This window comes from Rhodoferax mekongensis (assembly GCF_032191775.1).
In the GTDB taxonomy this organism is placed as follows: Bacteria; Pseudomonadota; Gammaproteobacteria; order Burkholderiales; family Burkholderiaceae_C; genus Allorhodoferax; species Allorhodoferax mekongensis.
Genome location: NZ_CP132507.1, coordinates 876,253 through 899,524, shown reverse-complemented (window position 1 = coordinate 899,524; position 23,272 = coordinate 876,253). Strand labels below are relative to the sequence as shown.

General features: G+C 61.7%; 5 protein-coding genes. All 5 read left to right on the top strand.

The features are described from left to right. Positions 1-27: 27 nt before the first annotated feature. Positions 28-351, top strand: coding sequence for a hypothetical protein (locus RAN89_RS04235; RefSeq protein WP_313868399.1), 324 nt, complete (start codon positions 28-30; stop codon positions 349-351). Next, positions 352-2,538, top strand: a complete 2,187-nt coding sequence (locus RAN89_RS04230) for a type I secretion system permease/ATPase (protein WP_313868398.1) — start codon at positions 352-354, stop codon at positions 2,536-2,538. Then, a complete protein-coding gene (locus RAN89_RS04225; protein ID WP_428984476.1) occupies positions 2,535-3,953 on the top strand; it encodes an HlyD family type I secretion periplasmic adaptor subunit in 1,419 nt (472 codons plus the stop codon). The genes RAN89_RS04230 and RAN89_RS04225 overlap by 4 nt, the downstream gene beginning before the upstream one ends. 17 nt (positions 3,954-3,970) lie before the next feature. Beyond that, positions 3,971-4,588, top strand: coding sequence for a response regulator transcription factor (locus tag RAN89_RS04220; protein WP_313868397.1), 618 nt, complete (start codon positions 3,971-3,973; stop codon positions 4,586-4,588). Between the two features lie 92 nt (positions 4,589-4,680). Beyond that, positions 4,681-23,250, top strand: coding sequence for a VCBS domain-containing protein (locus tag RAN89_RS04215; RefSeq protein WP_313868396.1), 18,570 nt, complete (start codon positions 4,681-4,683; stop codon positions 23,248-23,250). The last annotated feature ends 22 nt before the right edge of the window (positions 23,251-23,272 follow it).

The following is a 23,272-nucleotide window of genomic DNA, read 5'->3' as shown; positions in this document are numbered from 1 at the left end:
CCATGTCCCAATTGAAAGCGGCTTGCCATGTTCCATGTGTTGCGTAACGAGGATGGATCGATTGCCTCCCTCTCCCGCGCGGAAAGGCCCGGCGGCGAGCTGCTGAGCGATGAGCACCCCGATATCCAAGCGTTTCTGGGGCACACCGCCAGTGGAAGCGGCTTCGGCGAAGCAGATGCTGAATTCGTACGGGTGCTGGAAGACTTGATCGACACCTTGATCATCAAAAACGTCATCCGGCACACGGACTTGCCTGCGGCGGCTCAACAAAAGATCAGCAAACGCAAAGGCCTGCGCAACCGGATGCAGGGAGCACTGAATCTGCTTGGTGGCGATCAACGTATTATTTAAATGACAGACAGCCTGCCTCCCTCCGGCCCTGCAAATCCAAAACCCGCTCATTGGCGGATCGGTGAACACGGGACCCATTTCGACCCCTTGCTGGACAGCTTGGTCTCGATTTCCCGCATTTACGGCATATCCACCACGCAAGAAGCCCTGTCTGCCGGACTTCCGCTGGAAAACAACCTGGTCACACCAGCCCTCTTGCCACGCGCTGCGGCACGGGCAGGTCTGACGGCGCGCCTTGCCAGACGCAAGCTCAGCGATTTGCGCCCTGGCTTACTGCCCGTCATCTTGTTGCTGCAGGACAAACAGGCTTGCCTGCTACTGGAATGGACGGAGGACGGCCAAGCGCGAGTGCGTTTTCCGGAAAGCGGCGAATCCGGTGATGTGATCAGCAAAGAGGCTTTGGAATCCCTGTTTGCCGGCGTGGTGTTCTTCGTGCGTCCGGTTTTCAAGTTCGACCCTCGCACGCCTGCCACCGGCGAACTGAAATCCAAACACTGGTTCTGGGGGGTTGTTTTCCAGAATTGGCGCCTCTACCGTGACAGCTTGATCGCCGCACTGCTGATCAACATTTTTGCGCTGGCCATGCCCATGTTCTCGATGACGGTCTACGACCGCGTGGTACCCAACCGGGCCGAGGAGACGTTGTGGGTTCTGGCCATCGGTGTGATGCTGATGATGGTGTTTGATACGGTGCTACGCACCATGCGAGCCTACATCCTGGACACAGCGGGCAAGCGGATTGATGTGACATTGTCCGCACGCATCATGGAACGCGTACTGGGCCTCAAGATGTCGGACCGGCCTGCTTCCGTAGGATCTTTTGCCGCTAATCTGCGGGCGTTTGAATCCGTCAGAGACTTTGTCGCATCTGCGAGCATCACCACGCTAGTGGACCTGCCCTTTGTGCTGGTGTTCTTTTTGGCTCTGATCTGGATTTCGCCTTGGTTAACGCTGCCGCCTCTGGTTTGCATCGTCCTGCTTTTGGTCGTGTCACTGGCCACACAGCGCAAGATGCAAGAGCTGGTGGAAGTCTCGTCCCGGGCGACCTCCCAGCGCAACGCCACACTGGTGGAGAGCCTGGTGGGCATTGAAACCATCAAATTCATGGTGGCGGAAAGCAGCTTTCAACGCAAATGGGAACAAAGCACCATCTTCATCGCACAGACAGGCACAAAACTTAAGCTGCTGTCCAACGGCACGATGAACTTTGCACAAGCCATGCAGCAGCTGGTGTCGGTCACCAGCGTCATCGTCGGCGTGTACCTGCTCATAAACAACCAGATCAGCATGGGCGCCATCATTGCTGCATCGATGCTGGCCGGTCGTGCCATGGCACCGTTCGGACAAGTCGCAGGTCTGCTCCTTCAATATCACAGTGCCAAGAGTGGGTTGGCTTCCGTCGACACTCACATGAAGCAAGAACCGGAACGTTCAGAAGAAACCTCCTACCTGCATCGAACTGGTTTTCAGGGAACGATTGAGTTCAAGAACGTCAGCTTTACCTACCCGGGGCAGCAACAAGCCGTACTGAGCAAGGTGTCCTTCAAGATCCATGCGGGTGAAAAAGTAGCCTTTATCGGACGGGTGGGTTCAGGAAAATCCACGATTCAGCGCCTGATACTGGGCCTGCACCAACCGACAGAGGGAGCCATCCTGATTGACGGAATCGATTCGCGGCAGATCGACCCCGCCGAACTGCGCCGTGCTGCAGGCTTTGTGTCCCAAGACGTCAGCCTCTTTTACGGCACGTTGAAAGAGAATATTGCACTGGGAGCGCCCTTTGCCGATGACCAGGACATTCTGGCGGCAGCAGAGATTGCGGGTGTGACGGAATTTGCCAACCGCCATCCCAAGGGCTTCGATATGGCCATCGGTGAACGGGGCGAATCCTTGTCCGGAGGGCAGCGCCAAGCCGTCGGCATCGCCCGGGCAGTGTTGAATGACTCACCCATGTTGCTCCTCGACGAGCCCAGCAGTGCCATGGACCACCAGAGTGAGGATGCACTCAAAAGCAGACTGCGGCGTTTCGCCACTGGCAAAACGATGATTCTGGTCACCCACCGGACTTCGTTACTGGAACTGATTGACCGCCTGATCGTGATTGATAGTGGTCAAATCGTGGCCGATGGGCCCAAGGCACAGGTCGTGGAAGCGCTTCAAAGCGGACGTATCGGGAGGGCATCATGATGAACCCCGATCCACAAGCCACCCCGACAACACCTACTCTTTGGGACAAGTTTTACGGAGCAAGCTCACACTTCCTGGACAAGTTGATGCTTGCGGTTACAGGCAAACAGAAAGAATTGGACAGCGACTTCGACGCCAATGCCGACTGGGCCATCGCAGAGCAAACACCCCAAGGCGCCCGCATTTTGGTGTGGTTGAGCGCATTGACTGTGTTGGTGCTGCTGATTTGGGCTGCTTTTGCCGAGTTGGATGAGGTGACCCGAGGTGAGGGCAAAGTCATCCCATCGCGCCAGATCCAAGTCTTGCAAAGTTTGGACGGAGGCATTGTCTCCGAGATCCTCGCGCGCGAGGGACAAGTAGTAAAGGCTGGTGACTTGCTCCTGAAAGTAGACCCGACGCGGATGGTCTCTTCGCTGCGGGAAAACCAATCACAGTACCTGTCACTACTGGCCAAAGCTGCCCGTCTCCGTGCGTTGGCGGAGGGCTCTCGCTTTGTTCCCCCAGAGGAGGTGCTGAAGGAAGCACCCGAAATCGTGGAGCAGGAGCGCGCGCTCTACGAGTCACGCCGCGCAGAATTGGATGCAACTGTCGGCGTTGCTCGACAGCAGTCTGCACAACGCTCTCAGGAATTGATTTCGGTGAAGGCCCGGCGTGAGCAAGCCTCGCAGAGTTACACCCTGACCGCCAAGGAACTGGAACTGACCCGCCCTCTGGTCAAGACTGGGGCAATCTCAGACGTTGAGTTGTTGAGACTGGAGCGTGACGTAGCACGTTACCGGGGTGAGCGTGACAGCGCCAACTCCGATATTCCCAGACTGGAATCTGCAGTTGCCGAGTCGAATCGCAAGATCCAAGAAGTAGAACTCACATTCAGGAACATTGCGCGCTCTGAATTGAGTGAAACCAATGCCAAGTTGAATGCCCTGTCCGAAGGCAGCACTGCACTCGAGGACCGGGTTAAACAGACTGAGATCAGGTCACCGGTCAACGGAACGGTTAAACAGCTGCGTGTAAACACCGTTGGAGGCGTAGTGCAGCCCGGTAAGGATCTCATTGAGTTAGTACCATCTGACGATGCTTTACTCTTGGAAGCGCGCGTGTTGCCGCGAGATATCGCATTTTTGCGACCAGGCCAAAAAGCACTTGTCAAGTTCACTGCCTATGACTTTGCGGTGTACGGCGGCTTGGAAGCCACTCTGGAACAAATTGGAGCAGACAGCGTAGTCGATGAAAAAGGGAATGCGTTCTTTGTGGTCCGCGTGAGGACTTTGTCCACCACCATTGGTCAACAGAAATTACCGATCATTCCTGGCATGGTGGCCGAGGTCGACATCCTGACAGGCAAAAAATCCGTACTTGCCTATCTGATGAAGCCCATCTTGCGCGCAAAGTCAAAGGCAATGACTGAACGATGAGAAGGAATACGGCGCCTTTGCTGGTTAGCAAAGACAAAGGACTCTTGAAACACTGGCGGGACGCGCTCAAGATCAAGTCCGCTGTTGAGCTGGGAAGTTTTTCAGCACTTAAGCAGCTAGCCCGGAGAAATGGGGATGTCATTTGGTTGGATCTGAAGGTAGGCGATGTACCCCCATGGGCCTCGACTGAATGGAACGGTCTTTTGCATGACAAGCAAATGCGCATTGTGGCCGCCAGCTCATATCCAAAAGATGAAGAAGCGATTGCAGCCTTGGACTTAGGGTGCGCGGGTTACTGTCATGCATTTTCGGATCCGGAAACGCTGAGACAAGTCCATCAAGTCACCATGGCCGGCCACGTATGGATAGGCCAACACTTGATGCAGCAATTAATCCAAACGGCAAATCGCGCAAAACCTTCAATACGTTCCACGCCGGGGGCTTGGGATGATGAACTCACCGCTCGGGAACGCGAAGTCGCCAAAATGGCAGCCCATGGCGCATCAAACTTGGCAATAGCAGAGCAATGCGACATTACTGAACGCACCGTCAAGGCGCATTTAAGTGCCGTGTTCGAAAAGCTGGGGGTCACAGATCGATTGCAGCTTGCCTTGAAAGTGCACGGAATTCAGTAATGCGTCACACACCCTGTACTTGAGTCCAATAGGCGAGGAGCCGGTAAAGCACTACATTGATCAGCTAGTTTTGCTGTCTCTGGAGTTCTTACATGGCTACTTCCCAAATTTCTGCCCAAGCCCGCGGCGTTGTTGTCATCCTGCAAGGTAATGCATGGGTGGTTTCACCTGACGGTAGCAAACGCGCCATCAAATTGGGTGATGAGATACAGGAAGGCCAAATTGTTCTTACCGAAGACGGGACGCGCTTGGAGCTTGCACTCCCGAACGGACGGGAAATCAGCCTTGAGTCGGGTCGCGAACTGCTAATTGATGCCAATTTATTGGGCTTCTCTCCAGAAGATGCAACCAACGCAGCACTCAAGGACCTCAATAGCAGTCCGGCGGCCATCGCCAGAGTCATTGCTTCTGGAGGAGATCTTTCTGCTGAACTGGAACCGACAGCTGCCGGTTTAAGCGGGGGAGATGCGAGTGACTCGCACAGCTTTGTACGAGTGCTACGGATCAGCGAAGTAGTCAGTCCGTTAAATATCCAGCGCGACTTCCTGCAGTCTGATCAAGAATTTAATCTCACAGGGCAGGACGGTACATCTCCACAATCAGCCGGCACCCCCACCGTCTCCATCCCCAATGACGGCACCGGCGTGGGCGGCTCCGACCTCTCCGTGGCCGAGAACGCCACGGTCAATGGCTCTTTCACCATCTCCGCTCCCGATGGCCTGACCTCTCTGACCATCGGCTCCACCGTGATCACGGCTGCGGCTCTCTCCGCGGCCACCCCCGCCGCTCCCATTACCGTCACAGGCTCCAACGGCACTTTGACGCTCACCGGCTACAACAGCTCCACCGGTGTGGTCTCCTACAGCTATGACCCCACCGGCACCAGCACCAACCACACTGCCGGCAATGTGATCGAGCATTTCAATCTGGTCGTCACCGATCCTCAGGGCGATACCAACTCCGCCTCCAGCCTGGATATCCGCATCACCGATACCGCCCCCGTGGCCGTGGCCGACTCCCGCACCGTCTCCGAGGACGACACCGGCATCACCGGCAATGTGGTCACCGGCACCAATGCCAGCGCCGATACCCTGGGCGCGGACTCCGCCACCGTCACCGGCGCACAGGTGGGCAATGCCGGCGCCGCTCAGATCACCACCGGCGTGGGCTCGGCCCTGGCTGGCACCTACGGCACCCTGACCATCAATGCCGACGGCTCCTACACCTATGTCACCAATGCCGCCGCTCAAGCCCTCAATGTGGGCGACTCCAAGCAGGATGTCTTCAGCTACACCTTGAAGGACTCCGACGGCTCCTTCTCCACCACCACCGTCACCATGACGGTCACCGGCGCCTCCGAAGGCACCCCCACCGTCTCCATCCCCAATGACGGCACCGGCGTGGGCGGCTCCGACCTCTCCGTGGCCGAGAACGCCACGGTCAATGGCTCTTTCACCATCTCCGCTCCCGATGGCCTGACCTCTCTGACCATCGGCTCCACCGTGATCACGGCTGCGGCTCTCTCCGCGGCCACCCCCGCCGCTCCCATTACCGTCACAGGCTCCAACGGCACTTTGACGCTCACCGGCTACAACAGCTCCACCGGTGTGGTCTCCTACAGCTATGACCCCACCGGCACCAGCACCAACCACACTGCCGGCAATGTGATCGAGCATTTCAATCTGGTCGTCACCGATCCTCAGGGCGATACCAACTCCGCCTCCAGCCTGGATATCCGCATCACCGATACCGCCCCCGTGGCCGTGGCCGACTCCCGCACCGTCTCCGAGGACGACACCGGCATCACCGGCAATGTGGTCACCGGCACCAATGCCAGCGCCGATACCCTGGGCGCGGACTCCGCCACCGTCACCGGCGCACAGGTGGGCAATGCCGGCGCCGCTCAGATCACCACCGGCGTGGGCTCGGCCCTGGCTGGCACCTACGGCACCCTGACCATCAATGCCGACGGCTCCTACACCTATGTCACCAATGCCGCCGCTCAAGCCCTCAATGTGGGCGACTCCAAGCAGGATGTCTTCAGCTACACCTTGAAGGACTCCGACGGCTCCTTCTCCACCACCACCGTCACCATGACGGTCACCGGCGCCTCCGAAGGCACCCCCACCGTCTCCATCCCCAATGACGGCACCGGCGTGGGCGGCTCCGACCTCTCCGTGGCCGAGAACGCCACGGTCAATGGCTCTTTCACCATCTCCGCTCCCGATGGCCTGACCTCTCTGACCATCGGCTCCACCGTGATCACGGCTGCGGCTCTCTCCGCGGCCACCCCCGCCGCTCCCATTACCGTCACAGGCTCCAACGGCACTTTGACGCTCACCGGCTACAACAGCTCCACCGGTGTGGTCTCCTACAGCTATGACCCCACCGGCACCAGCACCAACCACACTGCCGGCAATGTGATCGAGCATTTCAATCTGGTCGTCACCGATCCTCAGGGCGATACCAACTCCGCCTCCAGCCTGGATATCCGCATCACCGATACCGCCCCCGTGGCCGTGGCCGACTCCCGCACCGTCTCCGAGGACGACACCGGCATCACCGGCAATGTGGTCACCGGCACCAATGCCAGCGCCGATACCCTGGGCGCGGACTCCGCCACCGTCACCGGCGCACAGGTGGGCAATGCCGGCGCCGCTCAGATCACCACCGGCGTGGGCTCGGCCCTGGCTGGCACCTACGGCACCCTGACCATCAATGCCGACGGCTCCTACACCTATGTCACCAATGCCGCCGCTCAAGCCCTCAATGTGGGCGACTCCAAGCAGGATGTCTTCAGCTACACCTTGAAGGACTCCGACGGCTCCTTCTCCACCACCACCGTCACCATGACGGTCACCGGCGCCTCCGAAGGCACCCCCACCGTCTCCATCCCCAATGACGGCACCGGCGTGGGCGGCTCCGACCTCTCCGTGGCCGAGAACGCCACGGTCAATGGCTCTTTCACCATCTCCGCTCCCGATGGCCTGACCTCTCTGACCATCGGCTCCACCGTGATCACGGCTGCGGCTCTCTCCGCGGCCACCCCCGCCGCTCCCATTACCGTCACAGGCTCCAACGGCACTTTGACGCTCACCGGCTACAACAGCTCCACCGGTGTGGTCTCCTACAGCTATGACCCCACCGGCACCAGCACCAACCACACTGCCGGCAATGTGATCGAGCATTTCAATCTGGTCGTCACCGATCCTCAGGGCGATACCAACTCCGCCTCCAGCCTGGATATCCGCATCACCGATACCGCCCCCGTGGCCGTGGCCGACTCCCGCACCGTCTCCGAGGACGACACCGGCATCACCGGCAATGTGGTCACCGGCACCAATGCCAGCGCCGATACCCTGGGCGCGGACTCCGCCACCGTCACCGGCGCACAGGTGGGCAATGCCGGCGCCGCTCAGATCACCACCGGCGTGGGCTCGGCCCTGGCTGGCACCTACGGCACCCTGACCATCAATGCCGACGGCTCCTACACCTATGTCACCAATGCCGCCGCTCAAGCCCTCAATGTGGGCGACTCCAAGCAGGATGTCTTCAGCTACACCTTGAAGGACTCCGACGGCTCCTTCTCCACCACCACCGTCACCATGACGGTCACCGGCGCCTCCGAAGGCACCCCCACCGTCTCCATCCCCAATGACGGCACCGGCGTGGGCGGCTCCGACCTCTCCGTGGCCGAGAACGCCACGGTCAATGGCTCTTTCACCATCTCCGCTCCCGATGGCCTGACCTCTCTGACCATCGGCTCCACCGTGATCACGGCTGCGGCTCTCTCCGCGGCCACCCCCGCCGCTCCCATTACCGTCACAGGCTCCAACGGCACTTTGACGCTCACCGGCTACAACAGCTCCACCGGTGTGGTCTCCTACAGCTATGACCCCACCGGCACCAGCACCAACCACACTGCCGGCAATGTGATCGAGCATTTCAATCTGGTCGTCACCGATCCTCAGGGCGATACCAACTCCGCCTCCAGCCTGGATATCCGCATCACCGATACCGCCCCCGTGGCCGTGGCCGACTCCCGCACCGTCTCCGAGGACGACACCGGCATCACCGGCAATGTGGTCACCGGCACCAATGCCAGCGCCGATACCCTGGGCGCGGACTCCGCCACCGTCACCGGCGCACAGGTGGGCAATGCCGGCGCCGCTCAGATCACCACCGGCGTGGGCTCGGCCCTGGCTGGCACCTACGGCACCCTGACCATCAATGCCGACGGCTCCTACACCTATGTCACCAATGCCGCCGCTCAAGCCCTCAATGTGGGCGACTCCAAGCAGGATGTCTTCAGCTACACCTTGAAGGACTCCGACGGCTCCTTCTCCACCACCACCGTCACCATGACGGTCACCGGCGCCTCCGAAGGCACCCCCACCGTCTCCATCCCCAATGACGGCACCGGCGTGGGCGGCTCCGACCTCTCCGTGGCCGAGAACGCCACGGTCAATGGCTCTTTCACCATCTCCGCTCCCGATGGCCTGACCTCTCTGACCATCGGCTCCACCGTGATCACGGCTGCGGCTCTCTCCGCGGCCACCCCCGCCGCTCCCATTACCGTCACAGGCTCCAACGGCACTTTGACGCTCACCGGCTACAACAGCTCCACCGGTGTGGTCTCCTACAGCTATGACCCCACCGGCACCAGCACCAACCACACTGCCGGCAATGTGATCGAGCATTTCAATCTGGTCGTCACCGATCCTCAGGGCGATACCAACTCCGCCTCCAGCCTGGATATCCGCATCACCGATACCGCCCCCGTGGCCGTGGCCGACTCCCGCACCGTCTCCGAGGACGACACCGGCATCACCGGCAATGTGGTCACCGGCACCAATGCCAGCGCCGATACCCTGGGCGCGGACTCCGCCACCGTCACCGGCGCACAGGTGGGCAATGCCGGCGCCGCTCAGATCACCACCGGCGTGGGCTCGGCCCTGGCTGGCACCTACGGCACCCTGACCATCAATGCCGACGGCTCCTACACCTATGTCACCAATGCCGCCGCTCAAGCCCTCAATGTGGGCGACTCCAAGCAGGATGTCTTCAGCTACACCTTGAAGGACTCCGACGGCTCCTTCTCCACCACCACCGTCACCATGACGGTCACCGGCGCCTCCGAAGGCACCCCCACCGTCTCCATCCCCAATGACGGCACCGGCGTGGGCGGCTCCGACCTCTCCGTGGCCGAGAACGCCACGGTCAATGGCTCTTTCACCATCTCCGCTCCCGATGGCCTGACCTCTCTGACCATCGGCTCCACCGTGATCACGGCTGCGGCTCTCTCCGCGGCCACCCCCGCCGCTCCCATTACCGTCACAGGCTCCAACGGCACTTTGACGCTCACCGGCTACAACAGCTCCACCGGTGTGGTCTCCTACAGCTATGACCCCACCGGCACCAGCACCAACCACACTGCCGGCAATGTGATCGAGCATTTCAATCTGGTCGTCACCGATCCTCAGGGCGATACCAACTCCGCCTCCAGCCTGGATATCCGCATCACCGATACCGCCCCCGTGGCCGTGGCCGACTCCCGCACCGTCTCCGAGGACGACACCGGCATCACCGGCAATGTGGTCACCGGCACCAATGCCAGCGCCGATACCCTGGGCGCGGACTCCGCCACCGTCACCGGCGCACAGGTGGGCAATGCCGGCGCCGCTCAGATCACCACCGGCGTGGGCTCGGCCCTGGCTGGCACCTACGGCACCCTGACCATCAATGCCGACGGCTCCTACACCTATGTCACCAATGCCGCCGCTCAAGCCCTCAATGTGGGCGACTCCAAGCAGGATGTCTTCAGCTACACCTTGAAGGACTCCGACGGCTCCTTCTCCACCACCACCGTCACCATGACGGTCACCGGCGCCTCCGAAGGCACCCCCACCGTCTCCATCCCCAATGACGGCACCGGCGTGGGCGGCTCCGACCTCTCCGTGGCCGAGAACGCCACGGTCAATGGCTCTTTCACCATCTCCGCTCCCGATGGCCTGACCTCTCTGACCATCGGCTCCACCGTGATCACGGCTGCGGCTCTCTCCGCGGCCACCCCCGCCGCTCCCATTACCGTCACAGGCTCCAACGGCACTTTGACGCTCACCGGCTACAACAGCTCCACCGGTGTGGTCTCCTACAGCTATGACCCCACCGGCACCAGCACCAACCACACTGCCGGCAATGTGATCGAGCATTTCAATCTGGTCGTCACCGATCCTCAGGGCGATACCAACTCCGCCTCCAGCCTGGATATCCGCATCACCGATACCGCCCCCGTGGCCGTGGCCGACTCCCGCACCGTCTCCGAGGACGACACCGGCATCACCGGCAATGTGGTCACCGGCACCAATGCCAGCGCCGATACCCTGGGCGCGGACTCCGCCACCGTCACCGGCGCACAGGTGGGCAATGCCGGCGCCGCTCAGATCACCACCGGCGTGGGCTCGGCCCTGGCTGGCACCTACGGCACCCTGACCATCAATGCCGACGGCTCCTACACCTATGTCACCAATGCCGCCGCTCAAGCCCTCAATGTGGGCGACTCCAAGCAGGATGTCTTCAGCTACACCTTGAAGGACTCCGACGGCTCCTTCTCCACCACCACCGTCACCATGACGGTCACCGGCGCCTCCGAAGGCACCCCCACCGTCTCCATCCCCAATGACGGCACCGGCGTGGGCGGCTCCGACCTCTCCGTGGCCGAGAACGCCACGGTCAATGGCTCTTTCACCATCTCCGCTCCCGATGGCCTGACCTCTCTGACCATCGGCTCCACCGTGATCACGGCTGCGGCTCTCTCCGCGGCCACCCCCGCCGCTCCCATTACCGTCACAGGCTCCAACGGCACTTTGACGCTCACCGGCTACAACAGCTCCACCGGTGTGGTCTCCTACAGCTATGACCCCACCGGCACCAGCACCAACCACACTGCCGGCAATGTGATCGAGCATTTCAATCTGGTCGTCACCGATCCTCAGGGCGATACCAACTCCGCCTCCAGCCTGGATATCCGCATCACCGATACCGCCCCCGTGGCCGTGGCCGACTCCCGCACCGTCTCCGAGGACGACACCGGCATCACCGGCAATGTGGTCACCGGCACCAATGCCAGCGCCGATACCCTGGGCGCGGACTCCGCCACCGTCACCGGCGCACAGGTGGGCAATGCCGGCGCCGCTCAGATCACCACCGGCGTGGGCTCGGCCCTGGCTGGCACCTACGGCACCCTGACCATCAATGCCGACGGCTCCTACACCTATGTCACCAATGCCGCCGCTCAAGCCCTCAATGTGGGCGACTCCAAGCAGGATGTCTTCAGCTACACCTTGAAGGACTCCGACGGCTCCTTCTCCACCACCACCGTCACCATGACGGTCACCGGCGCCTCCGAAGGCACCCCCACCGTCTCCATCCCCAATGACGGCACCGGCGTGGGCGGCTCCGACCTCTCCGTGGCCGAGAACGCCACGGTCAATGGCTCTTTCACCATCTCCGCTCCCGATGGCCTGACCTCTCTGACCATCGGCTCCACCGTGATCACGGCTGCGGCTCTCTCCGCGGCCACCCCCGCCGCTCCCATTACCGTCACAGGCTCCAACGGCACTTTGACGCTCACCGGCTACAACAGCTCCACCGGTGTGGTCTCCTACAGCTATGACCCCACCGGCACCAGCACCAACCACACTGCCGGCAATGTGATCGAGCATTTCAATCTGGTCGTCACCGATCCTCAGGGCGATACCAACTCCGCCTCCAGCCTGGATATCCGCATCACCGATACCGCCCCCGTGGCCGTGGCCGACTCCCGCACCGTCTCCGAGGACGACACCGGCATCACCGGCAATGTGGTCACCGGCACCAATGCCAGCGCCGATACCCTGGGCGCGGACTCCGCCACCGTCACCGGCGCACAGGTGGGCAATGCCGGCGCCGCTCAGATCACCACCGGCGTGGGCTCGGCCCTGGCTGGCACCTACGGCACCCTGACCATCAATGCCGACGGCTCCTACACCTATGTCACCAATGCCGCCGCTCAAGCCCTCAATGTGGGCGACTCCAAGCAGGATGTCTTCAGCTACACCTTGAAGGACTCCGACGGCTCCTTCTCCACCACCACCGTCACCATGACGGTCACCGGCGCCTCCGAAGGCACCCCCACCGTCTCCATCCCCAATGACGGCACCGGCGTGGGCGGCTCCGACCTCTCCGTGGCCGAGAACGCCACGGTCAATGGCTCTTTCACCATCTCCGCTCCCGATGGCCTGACCTCTCTGACCATCGGCTCCACCGTGATCACGGCTGCGGCTCTCTCCGCGGCCACCCCCGCCGCTCCCATTACCGTCACAGGCTCCAACGGCACTTTGACGCTCACCGGCTACAACAGCTCCACCGGTGTGGTCTCCTACAGCTATGACCCCACCGGCACCAGCACCAACCACACTGCCGGCAATGTGATCGAGCATTTCAATCTGGTCGTCACCGATCCTCAGGGCGATACCAACTCCGCCTCCAGCCTGGATATCCGCATCACCGATACCGCCCCCGTGGCCGTGGCCGACTCCCGCACCGTCTCCGAGGACGACACCGGCATCACCGGCAATGTGGTCACCGGCACCAATGCCAGCGCCGATACCCTGGGCGCGGACTCCGCCACCGTCACCGGCGCACAGGTGGGCAATGCCGGCGCCGCTCAGATCACCACCGGCGTGGGCTCGGCCCTGGCTGGCACCTACGGCACCCTGACCATCAATGCCGACGGCTCCTACACCTATGTCACCAATGCCGCCGCTCAAGCCCTCAATGTGGGCGACTCCAAGCAGGATGTCTTCAGCTACACCTTGAAGGACTCCGACGGCTCCTTCTCCACCACCACCGTCACCATGACGGTCACCGGCGCCTCCGAAGGCACCCCCACCGTCTCCATCCCCAATGACGGCACCGGCGTGGGCGGCTCCGACCTCTCCGTGGCCGAGAACGCCACGGTCAATGGCTCTTTCACCATCTCCGCTCCCGATGGCCTGACCTCTCTGACCATCGGCTCCACCGTGATCACGGCTGCGGCTCTCTCCGCGGCCACCCCCGCCGCTCCCATTACCGTCACAGGCTCCAACGGCACTTTGACGCTCACCGGCTACAACAGCTCCACCGGTGTGGTCTCCTACAGCTATGACCCCACCGGCACCAGCACCAACCACACTGCCGGCAATGTGATCGAGCATTTCAATCTGGTCGTCACCGATCCTCAGGGCGATACCAACTCCGCCTCCAGCCTGGATATCCGCATCACCGATACCGCCCCCGTGGCCGTGGCCGACTCCCGCACCGTCTCCGAGGACGACACCGGCATCACCGGCAATGTGGTCACCGGCACCAATGCCAGCGCCGATACCCTGGGCGCGGACTCCGCCACCGTCACCGGCGCACAGGTGGGCAATGCCGGCGCCGCTCAGATCACCACCGGCGTGGGCTCGGCCCTGGCTGGCACCTACGGCACCCTGACCATCAATGCCGACGGCTCCTACACCTATGTCACCAATGCCGCCGCTCAAGCCCTCAATGTGGGCGACTCCAAGCAGGATGTCTTCAGCTACACCTTGAAGGACTCCGACGGCTCCTTCTCCACCACCACCGTCACCATGACGGTCACCGGCGCCTCCGAAGGCACCCCCACCGTCTCCATCCCCAATGACGGCACCGGCGTGGGCGGCTCCGACCTCTCCGTGGCCGAGAACGCCACGGTCAATGGCTCTTTCACCATCTCCGCTCCCGATGGCCTGACCTCTCTGACCATCGGCTCCACCGTGATCACGGCTGCGGCTCTCTCCGCGGCCACCCCCGCCGCTCCCATTACCGTCACAGGCTCCAACGGCACTTTGACGCTCACCGGCTACAACAGCTCCACCGGTGTGGTCTCCTACAGCTATGACCCCACCGGCACCAGCACCAACCACACTGCCGGCAATGTGATCGAGCATTTCAATCTGGTCGTCACCGATCCTCAGGGCGATACCAACTCCGCCTCCAGCCTGGATATCCGCATCACCGATACCGCCCCCGTGGCCGTGGCCGACTCCCGCACCGTCTCCGAGGACGACACCGGCATCACCGGCAATGTGGTCACCGGCACCAATGCCAGCGCCGATACCCTGGGCGCGGACTCCGCCACCGTCACCGGCGCACAGGTGGGCAATGCCGGCGCCGCTCAGATCACCACCGGCGTGGGCTCGGCCCTGGCTGGCACCTACGGCACCCTGACCATCAATGCCGACGGCTCCTACACCTATGTCACCAATGCCGCCGCTCAAGCCCTCAATGTGGGCGACTCCAAGCAGGATGTCTTCAGCTACACCTTGAAGGACTCCGACGGCTCCTTCTCCACCACCACCGTCACCATGACGGTCACCGGCGCCTCCGAAGGCACCCCCACCGTCTCCATCCCCAATGACGGCACCGGCGTGGGCGGCTCCGACCTCTCCGTGGCCGAGAACGCCACGGTCAATGGCTCTTTCACCATCTCCGCTCCCGATGGCCTGACCTCTCTGACCATCGGCTCCACCGTGATCACGGCTGCGGCTCTCTCCGCGGCCACCCCCGCCGCTCCCATTACCGTCACAGGCTCCAACGGCACTTTGACGCTCACCGGCTACAACAGCTCCACCGGTGTGGTCTCCTACAGCTATGACCCCACCGGCACCAGCACCAACCACACTGCCGGCAATGTGATCGAGCATTTCAATCTGGTCGTCACCGATCCTCAGGGCGATACCAACTCCGCCTCCAGCCTGGATATCCGCATCACCGATACCGCCCCCGTGGCCGTGGCCGACTCCCGCACCGTCTCCGAGGACGACACCGGCATCACCGGCAATGTGGTCACCGGCACCAATGCCAGCGCCGATACCCTGGGCGCGGACTCCGCCACCGTCACCGGCGCACAGGTGGGCAATGCCGGCGCCGCTCAGATCACCACCGGCGTGGGCTCGGCCCTGGCTGGCACCTACGGCACCCTGACCATCAATGCCGACGGCTCCTACACCTATGTCACCAATGCCGCCGCTCAAGCCCTCAATGTGGGCGACTCCAAGCAGGATGTCTTCAGCTACACCTTGAAGGACTCCGACGGCTCCTTCTCCACCACCACCGTCACCATGACGGTCACCGGCGCCTCCGAAGGCACCCCCACCGTCTCCATCCCCAATGACGGCACCGGCGTGGGCGGCTCCGACCTCTCCGTGGCCGAGAACGCCACGGTCAATGGCTCTTTCACCATCTCCGCTCCCGATGGCCTGACCTCTCTGACCATCGGCTCCACCGTGATCACGGCTGCGGCTCTCTCCGCGGCCACCCCCGCCGCTCCCATTACCGTCACAGGCTCCAACGGCACTTTGACGCTCACCGGCTACAACAGCTCCACCGGTGTGGTCTCCTACAGCTATGACCCCACCGGCACCAGCACCAACCACACTGCCGGCAATGTGATCGAGCATTTCAATCTGGTCGTCACCGATCCTCAGGGCGATACCAACTCCGCCTCCAGCCTGGATATCCGCATCACCGATACCGCCCCCGTGGCCGTGGCCGACTCCCGCACCGTCTCCGAGGACGACACCGGCATCACCGGCAATGTGGTCACCGGCACCAATGCCAGCGCCGATACCCTGGGCGCGGACTCCGCCACCGTCACCGGCGCACAGGTGGGCAATGCCGGCGCCGCTCAGATCACCACCGGCGTGGGCTCGGCCCTGGCTGGCACCTACGGCACCCTGACCATCAATGCCGACGGCTCCTACACCTATGTCACCAATGCCGCCGCTCAAGCCCTCAATGTGGGCGACTCCAAGCAGGATGTCTTCAGCTACACCTTGAAGGACTCCGACGGCTCCTTCTCCACCACCACCGTCACCATGACGGTCACCGGCGCCTCCGAAGGCACCCCCACCGTCTCCATCCCCAATGACGGCACCGGCGTGGGCGGCTCCGACCTCTCCGTGGCCGAGAACGCCACGGTCAATGGCTCTTTCACCATCTCCGCTCCCGATGGCCTGACCTCTCTGACCATCGGCTCCACCGTGATCACGGCTGCGGCTCTCTCCGCGGCCACCCCCGCCGCTCCCATTACCGTCACAGGCTCCAACGGCACTTTGACGCTCACCGGCTACAACAGCTCCACCGGTGTGGTCTCCTACAGCTATGACCCCACCGGCACCAGCACCAACCACACTGCCGGCAATGTGATCGAGCATTTCAATCTGGTCGTCACCGATCCTCAGGGCGATACCAACTCCGCCTCCAGCCTGGATATCCGCATCACCGATACCGCCCCCGTGGCCGTGGCCGACTCCCGCACCGTCTCCGAGGACGACACCGGCATCACCGGCAATGTGGTCACCGGCACCAATGCCAGCGCCGATACCCTGGGCGCGGACTCCGCCACCGTCACCGGCGCACAGGTGGGCAATGCCGGCGCCGCTCAGATCACCACCGGCGTGGGCTCGGCCCTGGCTGGCACCTACGGCACCCTGACCATCAATGCCGACGGCTCCTACACCTATGTCACCAATGCCGCCGCTCAAGCCCTCAATGTGGGCGACTCCAAGCAGGATGTCTTCAGCTACACCTTGAAGGACTCCGACGGCTCCTTCTCCACCACCACCGTCACCATGACGGTCACCGGCGCCTCCGAAGGCACCCCCACCGTCTCCATCCCCAATGACGGCACCGGCGTGGGCGGCTCCGACCTCTCCGTGGCCGAGAACGCCACGGTCAATGGCTCTTTCACCATCTCCGCTCCCGATGGCCTGACCTCTCTGACCATCGGCTCCACCGTGATCACGGCTGCGGCTCTCTCCGCGGCCACCCCCGCCGCTCCCATTACCGTCACAGGCTCCAACGGCACTTTGACGCTCACCGGCTACAACAGCTCCACCGGTGTGGTCTCCTACAGCTATGACCCCACCGGCACCAGCACCAACCACACTGCCGGCAATGTGATCGAGCATTTCAATCTGGTCGTCACCGATCCTCAGGGCGATACCAACTCCGCCTCCAGCCTGGATATCCGCATCACCGATACCGCCCCCGTGGCCGTGGCCGACTCCCGCACCGTCTCCGAGGACGACACCGGCATCACCGGCAATGTGGTCACCGGCACCAATGCCAGCGCCGATACCCTGGGCGCGGACTCCGCCACCGTCACCGGCGCACAGGTGGGCAATGCCGGCGCCGCTCAGATCACCACCGGCGTGGGCTCGGCCCTGGCTGGCACCTACGGCACCCTGACCATCAATGCCGACGGCTCCTACACCTATGTCACCAATGCCGCCGCTCAAGCCCTCAATGTGGGCGACTCCAAGCAGGATGTCTTCAGCTACACCTTGAAGGACTCCGACGGCTCCTTCTCCACCACCACCGTCACCATGACGGTCACCGGCGCCTCCGAAGGCACCCCCACCGTCTCCATCCCCAATGACGGCACCGGCGTGGGCGGCTCCGACCTCTCCGTGGCCGAGAACGCCACGGTCAATGGCTCTTTCACCATCTCCGCTCCCGATGGCCTGACCTCTCTGACCATCGGCTCCACCGTGATCACGGCTGCGGCTCTCTCCGCGGCCACCCCCGCCGCTCCCATTACCGTCACAGGCTCCAACGGCACTTTGACGCTCACCGGCTACAACAGCTCCACCGGTGTGGTCTCCTACAGCTATGACCCCACCGGCACCAGCACCAACCACACTGCCGGCAATGTGATCGAGCATTTCAATCTGGTCGTCACCGATCCTCAGGGCGATACCAACTCCGCCTCCAGCCTGGATATCCGCATCACCGATACCGCCCCCGTGGCCGTGGCCGACTCCCGCACCGTCTCCGAGGACGACACCGGCATCACCGGCAATGTGGTCACCGGCACCAATGCCAGCGCCGATACCCTGGGCGCGGACTCCGCCACCGTCACCGGCGCACAGGTGGGCAATGCCGGCGCCGCTCAGATCACCACCGGCGTGGGCTCGGCCCTGGCTGGCACCTACGGCACCCTGACCATCAATGCCGACGGCTCCTACACCTATGTCACCAATGCCGCCGCTCAAGCCCTCAATGTGGGCGACTCCAAGCAGGATGTCTTCAGCTACACCTTGAAGGACTCCGACGGCTCCTTCTCCACCACCACCGTCACCATGACGGTCACCGGCGCCTCCGAAGGCACCCCCACCGTCTCCATCCCCAATGACGGCACCGGCGTGGGCGGCTCCGACCTCTCCGTGGCCGAGAACGCCACGGTCAATGGCTCTTTCACCATCTCCGCTCCCGATGGCCTGACCTCTCTGACCATCGGCTCCACCGTGATCACGGCTGCGGCTCTCTCCGCGGCCACCCCCGCCGCTCCCATTACCGTCACAGGCTCCAACGGCACTTTGACGCTCACCGGCTACAACAGCTCCACCGGTGTGGTCTCCTACAGCTATGACCCCACCGGCACCAGCACCAACCACACTGCCGGCAATGTGATCGAGCATTTCAATCTGGTCGTCACCGATCCTCAGGGCGATACCAACTCCGCCTCCAGCCTGGATATCCGCATCACCGATACCGCCCCCGTGGCCGTGGCCGACTCCCGCACCGTCTCCGAGGACGACACCGGCATCACCGGCAATGTGGTCACCGGCACCAATGCCAGCGCCGATACCCTGGGCGCGGACTCCGCCACCGTCACCGGCGCACAGGTGGGCAATGCCGGCGCCGCTCAGATCACCACCGGCGTGGGCTCGGCCCTGGCTGGCACCTACGGCACCCTGACCATCAATGCCGACGGCTCCTACACCTATGTCACCAATGCCGCCGCTCAAGCCCTCAATGTGGGCGACTCCAAGCAGGATGTCTTCAGCTACACCTTGAAGGACTCCGACGGCTCCTTCTCCACCACCACCGTCACCATGACGGTCACCGGCGCCTCCGAAGGCACCCCCACCGTCTCCATCCCCAATGACGGCACCGGCGTGGGCGGCTCCGACCTCTCCGTGGCCGAGAACGCCACGGTCAATGGCTCTTTCACCATCTCCGCTCCCGATGGCCTGACCTCTCTGACCATCGGCTCCACCGTGATCACGGCTGCGGCTCTCTCCGCGGCCACCCCCGCCGCTCCCATTACCGTCACAGGCTCCAACGGCACTTTGACGCTCACCGGCTACAACAGCTCCACCGGTGTGGTCTCCTACAGCTATGACCCCACCGGCACCAGCACCAACCACACTGCCGGCAATGTGATCGAGCATTTCAATCTGGTCGTCACCGATCCTCAGGGCGATACCAACTCCGCCTCCAGCCTGGATATCCGCATCACCGATACCGCCCCCGTGGCCGTGGCCGACTCCCGCACCGTCTCCGAGGACGACACCGGCATCACCGGCAATGTGGTCACCGGCACCAATGCCAGCGCCGATACCCTGGGCGCGGACTCCGCCACCGTCACCGGCGCACAGGTGGGCAATGCCGGCGCCGCTCAGATCACCACCGGCGTGGGCTCGGCCCTGGCTGGCACCTACGGCACCCTGACCATCAATGCCGACGGCTCCTACACCTATGTCACCAATGCCGCCGCTCAAGCCCTCAATGTGGGCGACTCCAAGCAGGATGTCTTCAGCTACACCTTGAAGGACTCCGACGGCTCCTTCTCCACCACCACCGTTACCATGACGGTCACCGGCACCAACGACGCTCCGGTGATCACCAATGCAGCGACTGCTCTGGTGGGCACCGTGACCGAAGCAGGCAATCTCGATGACGGTACCGCAGTGGCTGGCACTGTGACGGCAACTGGCACCCTCGCCGCCTCCGATGTGGACAGCGGCGCGACCCAGACCTGGACCATCCAGGGCACTCCCAGCACCACCTACGGCACCATCTCTTTAGTCAACGGAGTATGGACGTACACCTTGGACAATTCCTTGGCTGCCACGCAGGCGCTCAAGGAAGGCCAGTCGGTCACACAGACCTATGTCATTCGCGTCACCGATGATTTCGGGGCCTTCAAGGACCAGACGGTCACTGTGACCATCAACGGCACCAACGACGCTCCGGTGATCACCAATGCAGCGACTGCTCTGGTGGGCACCGTGACCGAAGCAGGCAATCTCGATGACGGTACCGCAGTGGCTGGCACTGTGACGGCAACTGGCACCCTCGCCGCCTCCGATGTGGACAGCGGCGCGACCCAGACCTGGACCATCCAGGGCACTCCCAGCTCCACCTACGGCACCATCTCTTTAATCAACGGAGTATGGACGTACACCTTGGACAATTCCTTGGCTGCCACGCAGGCGCTCAAGGAAGGCCAGTCGGTCACACAGACCTATGTCATTCGCGTCACCGATGATTTCGGGGCCTTCAAGGACCAGACGGTCACTGTGACCATCAACGGCACCAACGACAAGCCTGTGGCTGTTGCTGACACAAACTCAGTGTCGGAGGGGACAACTACAGCGCCTACAGTTGTGACTGGGAACGTCACACCCGGAACTGCAGGACAAGATTACGACCCTGATAGCGGATCGAGTATCAGCGTGACAGGCGTAGCAGTAGGCACTGTTTCCTCGGCAGTAGGAAACGTGGGTACTGTTCTAAGCGGAACCTACGGTACTGTGAGCATAGGTTCGAATGGCAGCTATACCTACACGCTCGACAACACTCGTCCCGCCACTAACAACTTGACCGCTGGACAAGTTGCTCAGGATGTATTTACCTACACAATCACTGACAACAATGGTGCGACTAGCACAACAACTTTGACCATCAATGTCACAGGTACCCAGGATACGGTTGCTCCACCACCGACTGTGGTACCCCTTACAGGGGCTGCAACCGGATTCAATGGCGAATACTATGGCTATAACGAAACGGCAACAGCTACGGGACGTACCCATAGCGATGATGGTACTGCCACCTTTGGGAATCACCTTGCAGCAGGCAATTTGAACTCTGTCGAAGACATGTACACCATCATAGACGGGCGAAATGCACTGGCGGGCGGCGGAAAGATTGTCGGCACATCTACCACTGCAAATGCAAATGTCGCCGACGTGAGCTTCAAAGCACGAAGCATTGACTATGGATTTAACCCGACGGTGAACTCATCACTGGGATCCAACCAGAACGTCGCGGCTGGAAACGCATTGTTGGCAAAAGACAACAATGCGAACTCAACGACTCGCGCGCTCAGCAACTTCCTGGATCAAGACCTGTCCACTGGGTTAGTTCAAACCGGTGCAGGCAATACGAATGGCACATCAGGACTCGGAACGACAACTGATGCCGCAATACGTATATCAGGCAAGTTCTATACACAACCAGGTTCATATGATTTCCGCGTAACCGCAGACGATGGCTTCCGACTAAACGTTGAGGGTCACACTCTGCTGGAATATGACGGAAACCAAGGCCCAACCACGCGAATTTTCAAAAACGTGCAACTGGGGGACTTGGCGGGCGGCCTACAGTCTTTAGAGCTTTTGTACTGGGAGCAAGGTGGCAACTCCCGCCTTCGCATTGAGTACAAGTCGAGCAGTTCCAGTACTTGGCAAGTGATGTCCTTGACAAACACAGCCATGTTCAGCAACGAGTCAGCACCCACCATTGCCGACACAAGGATTCAAGACTTGGTCTATGACGGAACAACGTCGACATGGCAACTACGAACGGGATCCATCTTGGATGGAGGTGCGGGGAACGACACATTAACAGGTGGAACCGGGCGGGACTATCTAATGGGAGGAGATGGTAACGACACACTGAATGGAGGCGATGCTGCTGACACCTTGGAGGGTGGCGCTGGAAATGACATCCTGAACGGCGGTAACGGCAATGATCTTTTGATCGGTGGCGCAGGCGCAGATACGCTCACAGGGGGCGCTGGAGACGACTTCTATAAGTTAAGCGACACTCTAGACACGATCGTAGAAGCGGCGGGATCAGGCTCTGATACGGTACAGCTCGACTCGACCTACGTGGCTGCCAACGCCAACACCACATACGTTCTTGGAGCCAATCTTGAAAACCTGACTGCCTATGACGGCGGAGCTATCAACCTAACAGGCAACACATCGGACAACCGTATCGAAGGCAACAATGCCGCCAATACGATAAGTGGTCTTGACGGAAACGACTTCATCATTGGTGGAAAAGGAAATGACATCCTCACAGGCGGAGCTGGATCGGACACCTTCGCTTGGCGGCTCAATGACGGAGGCACTGCCGGTGCTCCGGCCATCGACCGAATAACTGACTTTACCTACGGTAGTGGTTACAGCAACGTCGACAACGGAACCGGTGCGCCGACCGGAGGCGGCGATATCTTGGACTTGAGGGAACTACTCGTCGGCGAACACACGTCGTCCGGCAACAGCGGAAGCGCAGCCACTGACGTGTCCATTTCCAACTTACTGAACTACATTGATATCAATATCAATGGAAGTAACACCGAGATTCGGATCAGCACAACTGGTGGATTCACAGGAGGCACATACTCAGCCGCAGCCGAAGATCAACGCATTATTCTGAACAATGTGAATTTGTACACTGCAGTAGGTACAACCAGTGGAAATGAAACCTTGCTACTTCAAACTCTGATCAGGAACGGGACCCTCTTGCTGGACTGATATCTGATGCAAAAGTCCTCGC

Coding starts and splice junctions, on each gene's coding strand:
- RAN89_RS04235 (WP_313868399.1), top strand. CDS start 28: ATGTTCCATGTGTTGCGTAACGAGGATGGATCGATTGCCTCCCTCTCC.
- RAN89_RS04230 (WP_313868398.1), top strand. CDS start 352: ATGACAGACAGCCTGCCTCCCTCCGGCCCTGCAAATCCAAAACCCGCT.
- RAN89_RS04225 (WP_428984476.1), top strand. CDS start 2,535: ATGATGAACCCCGATCCACAAGCCACCCCGACAACACCTACTCTTTGG.
- RAN89_RS04215 (WP_313868396.1), top strand. CDS start 4,681: ATGGCTACTTCCCAAATTTCTGCCCAAGCCCGCGGCGTTGTTGTCATC.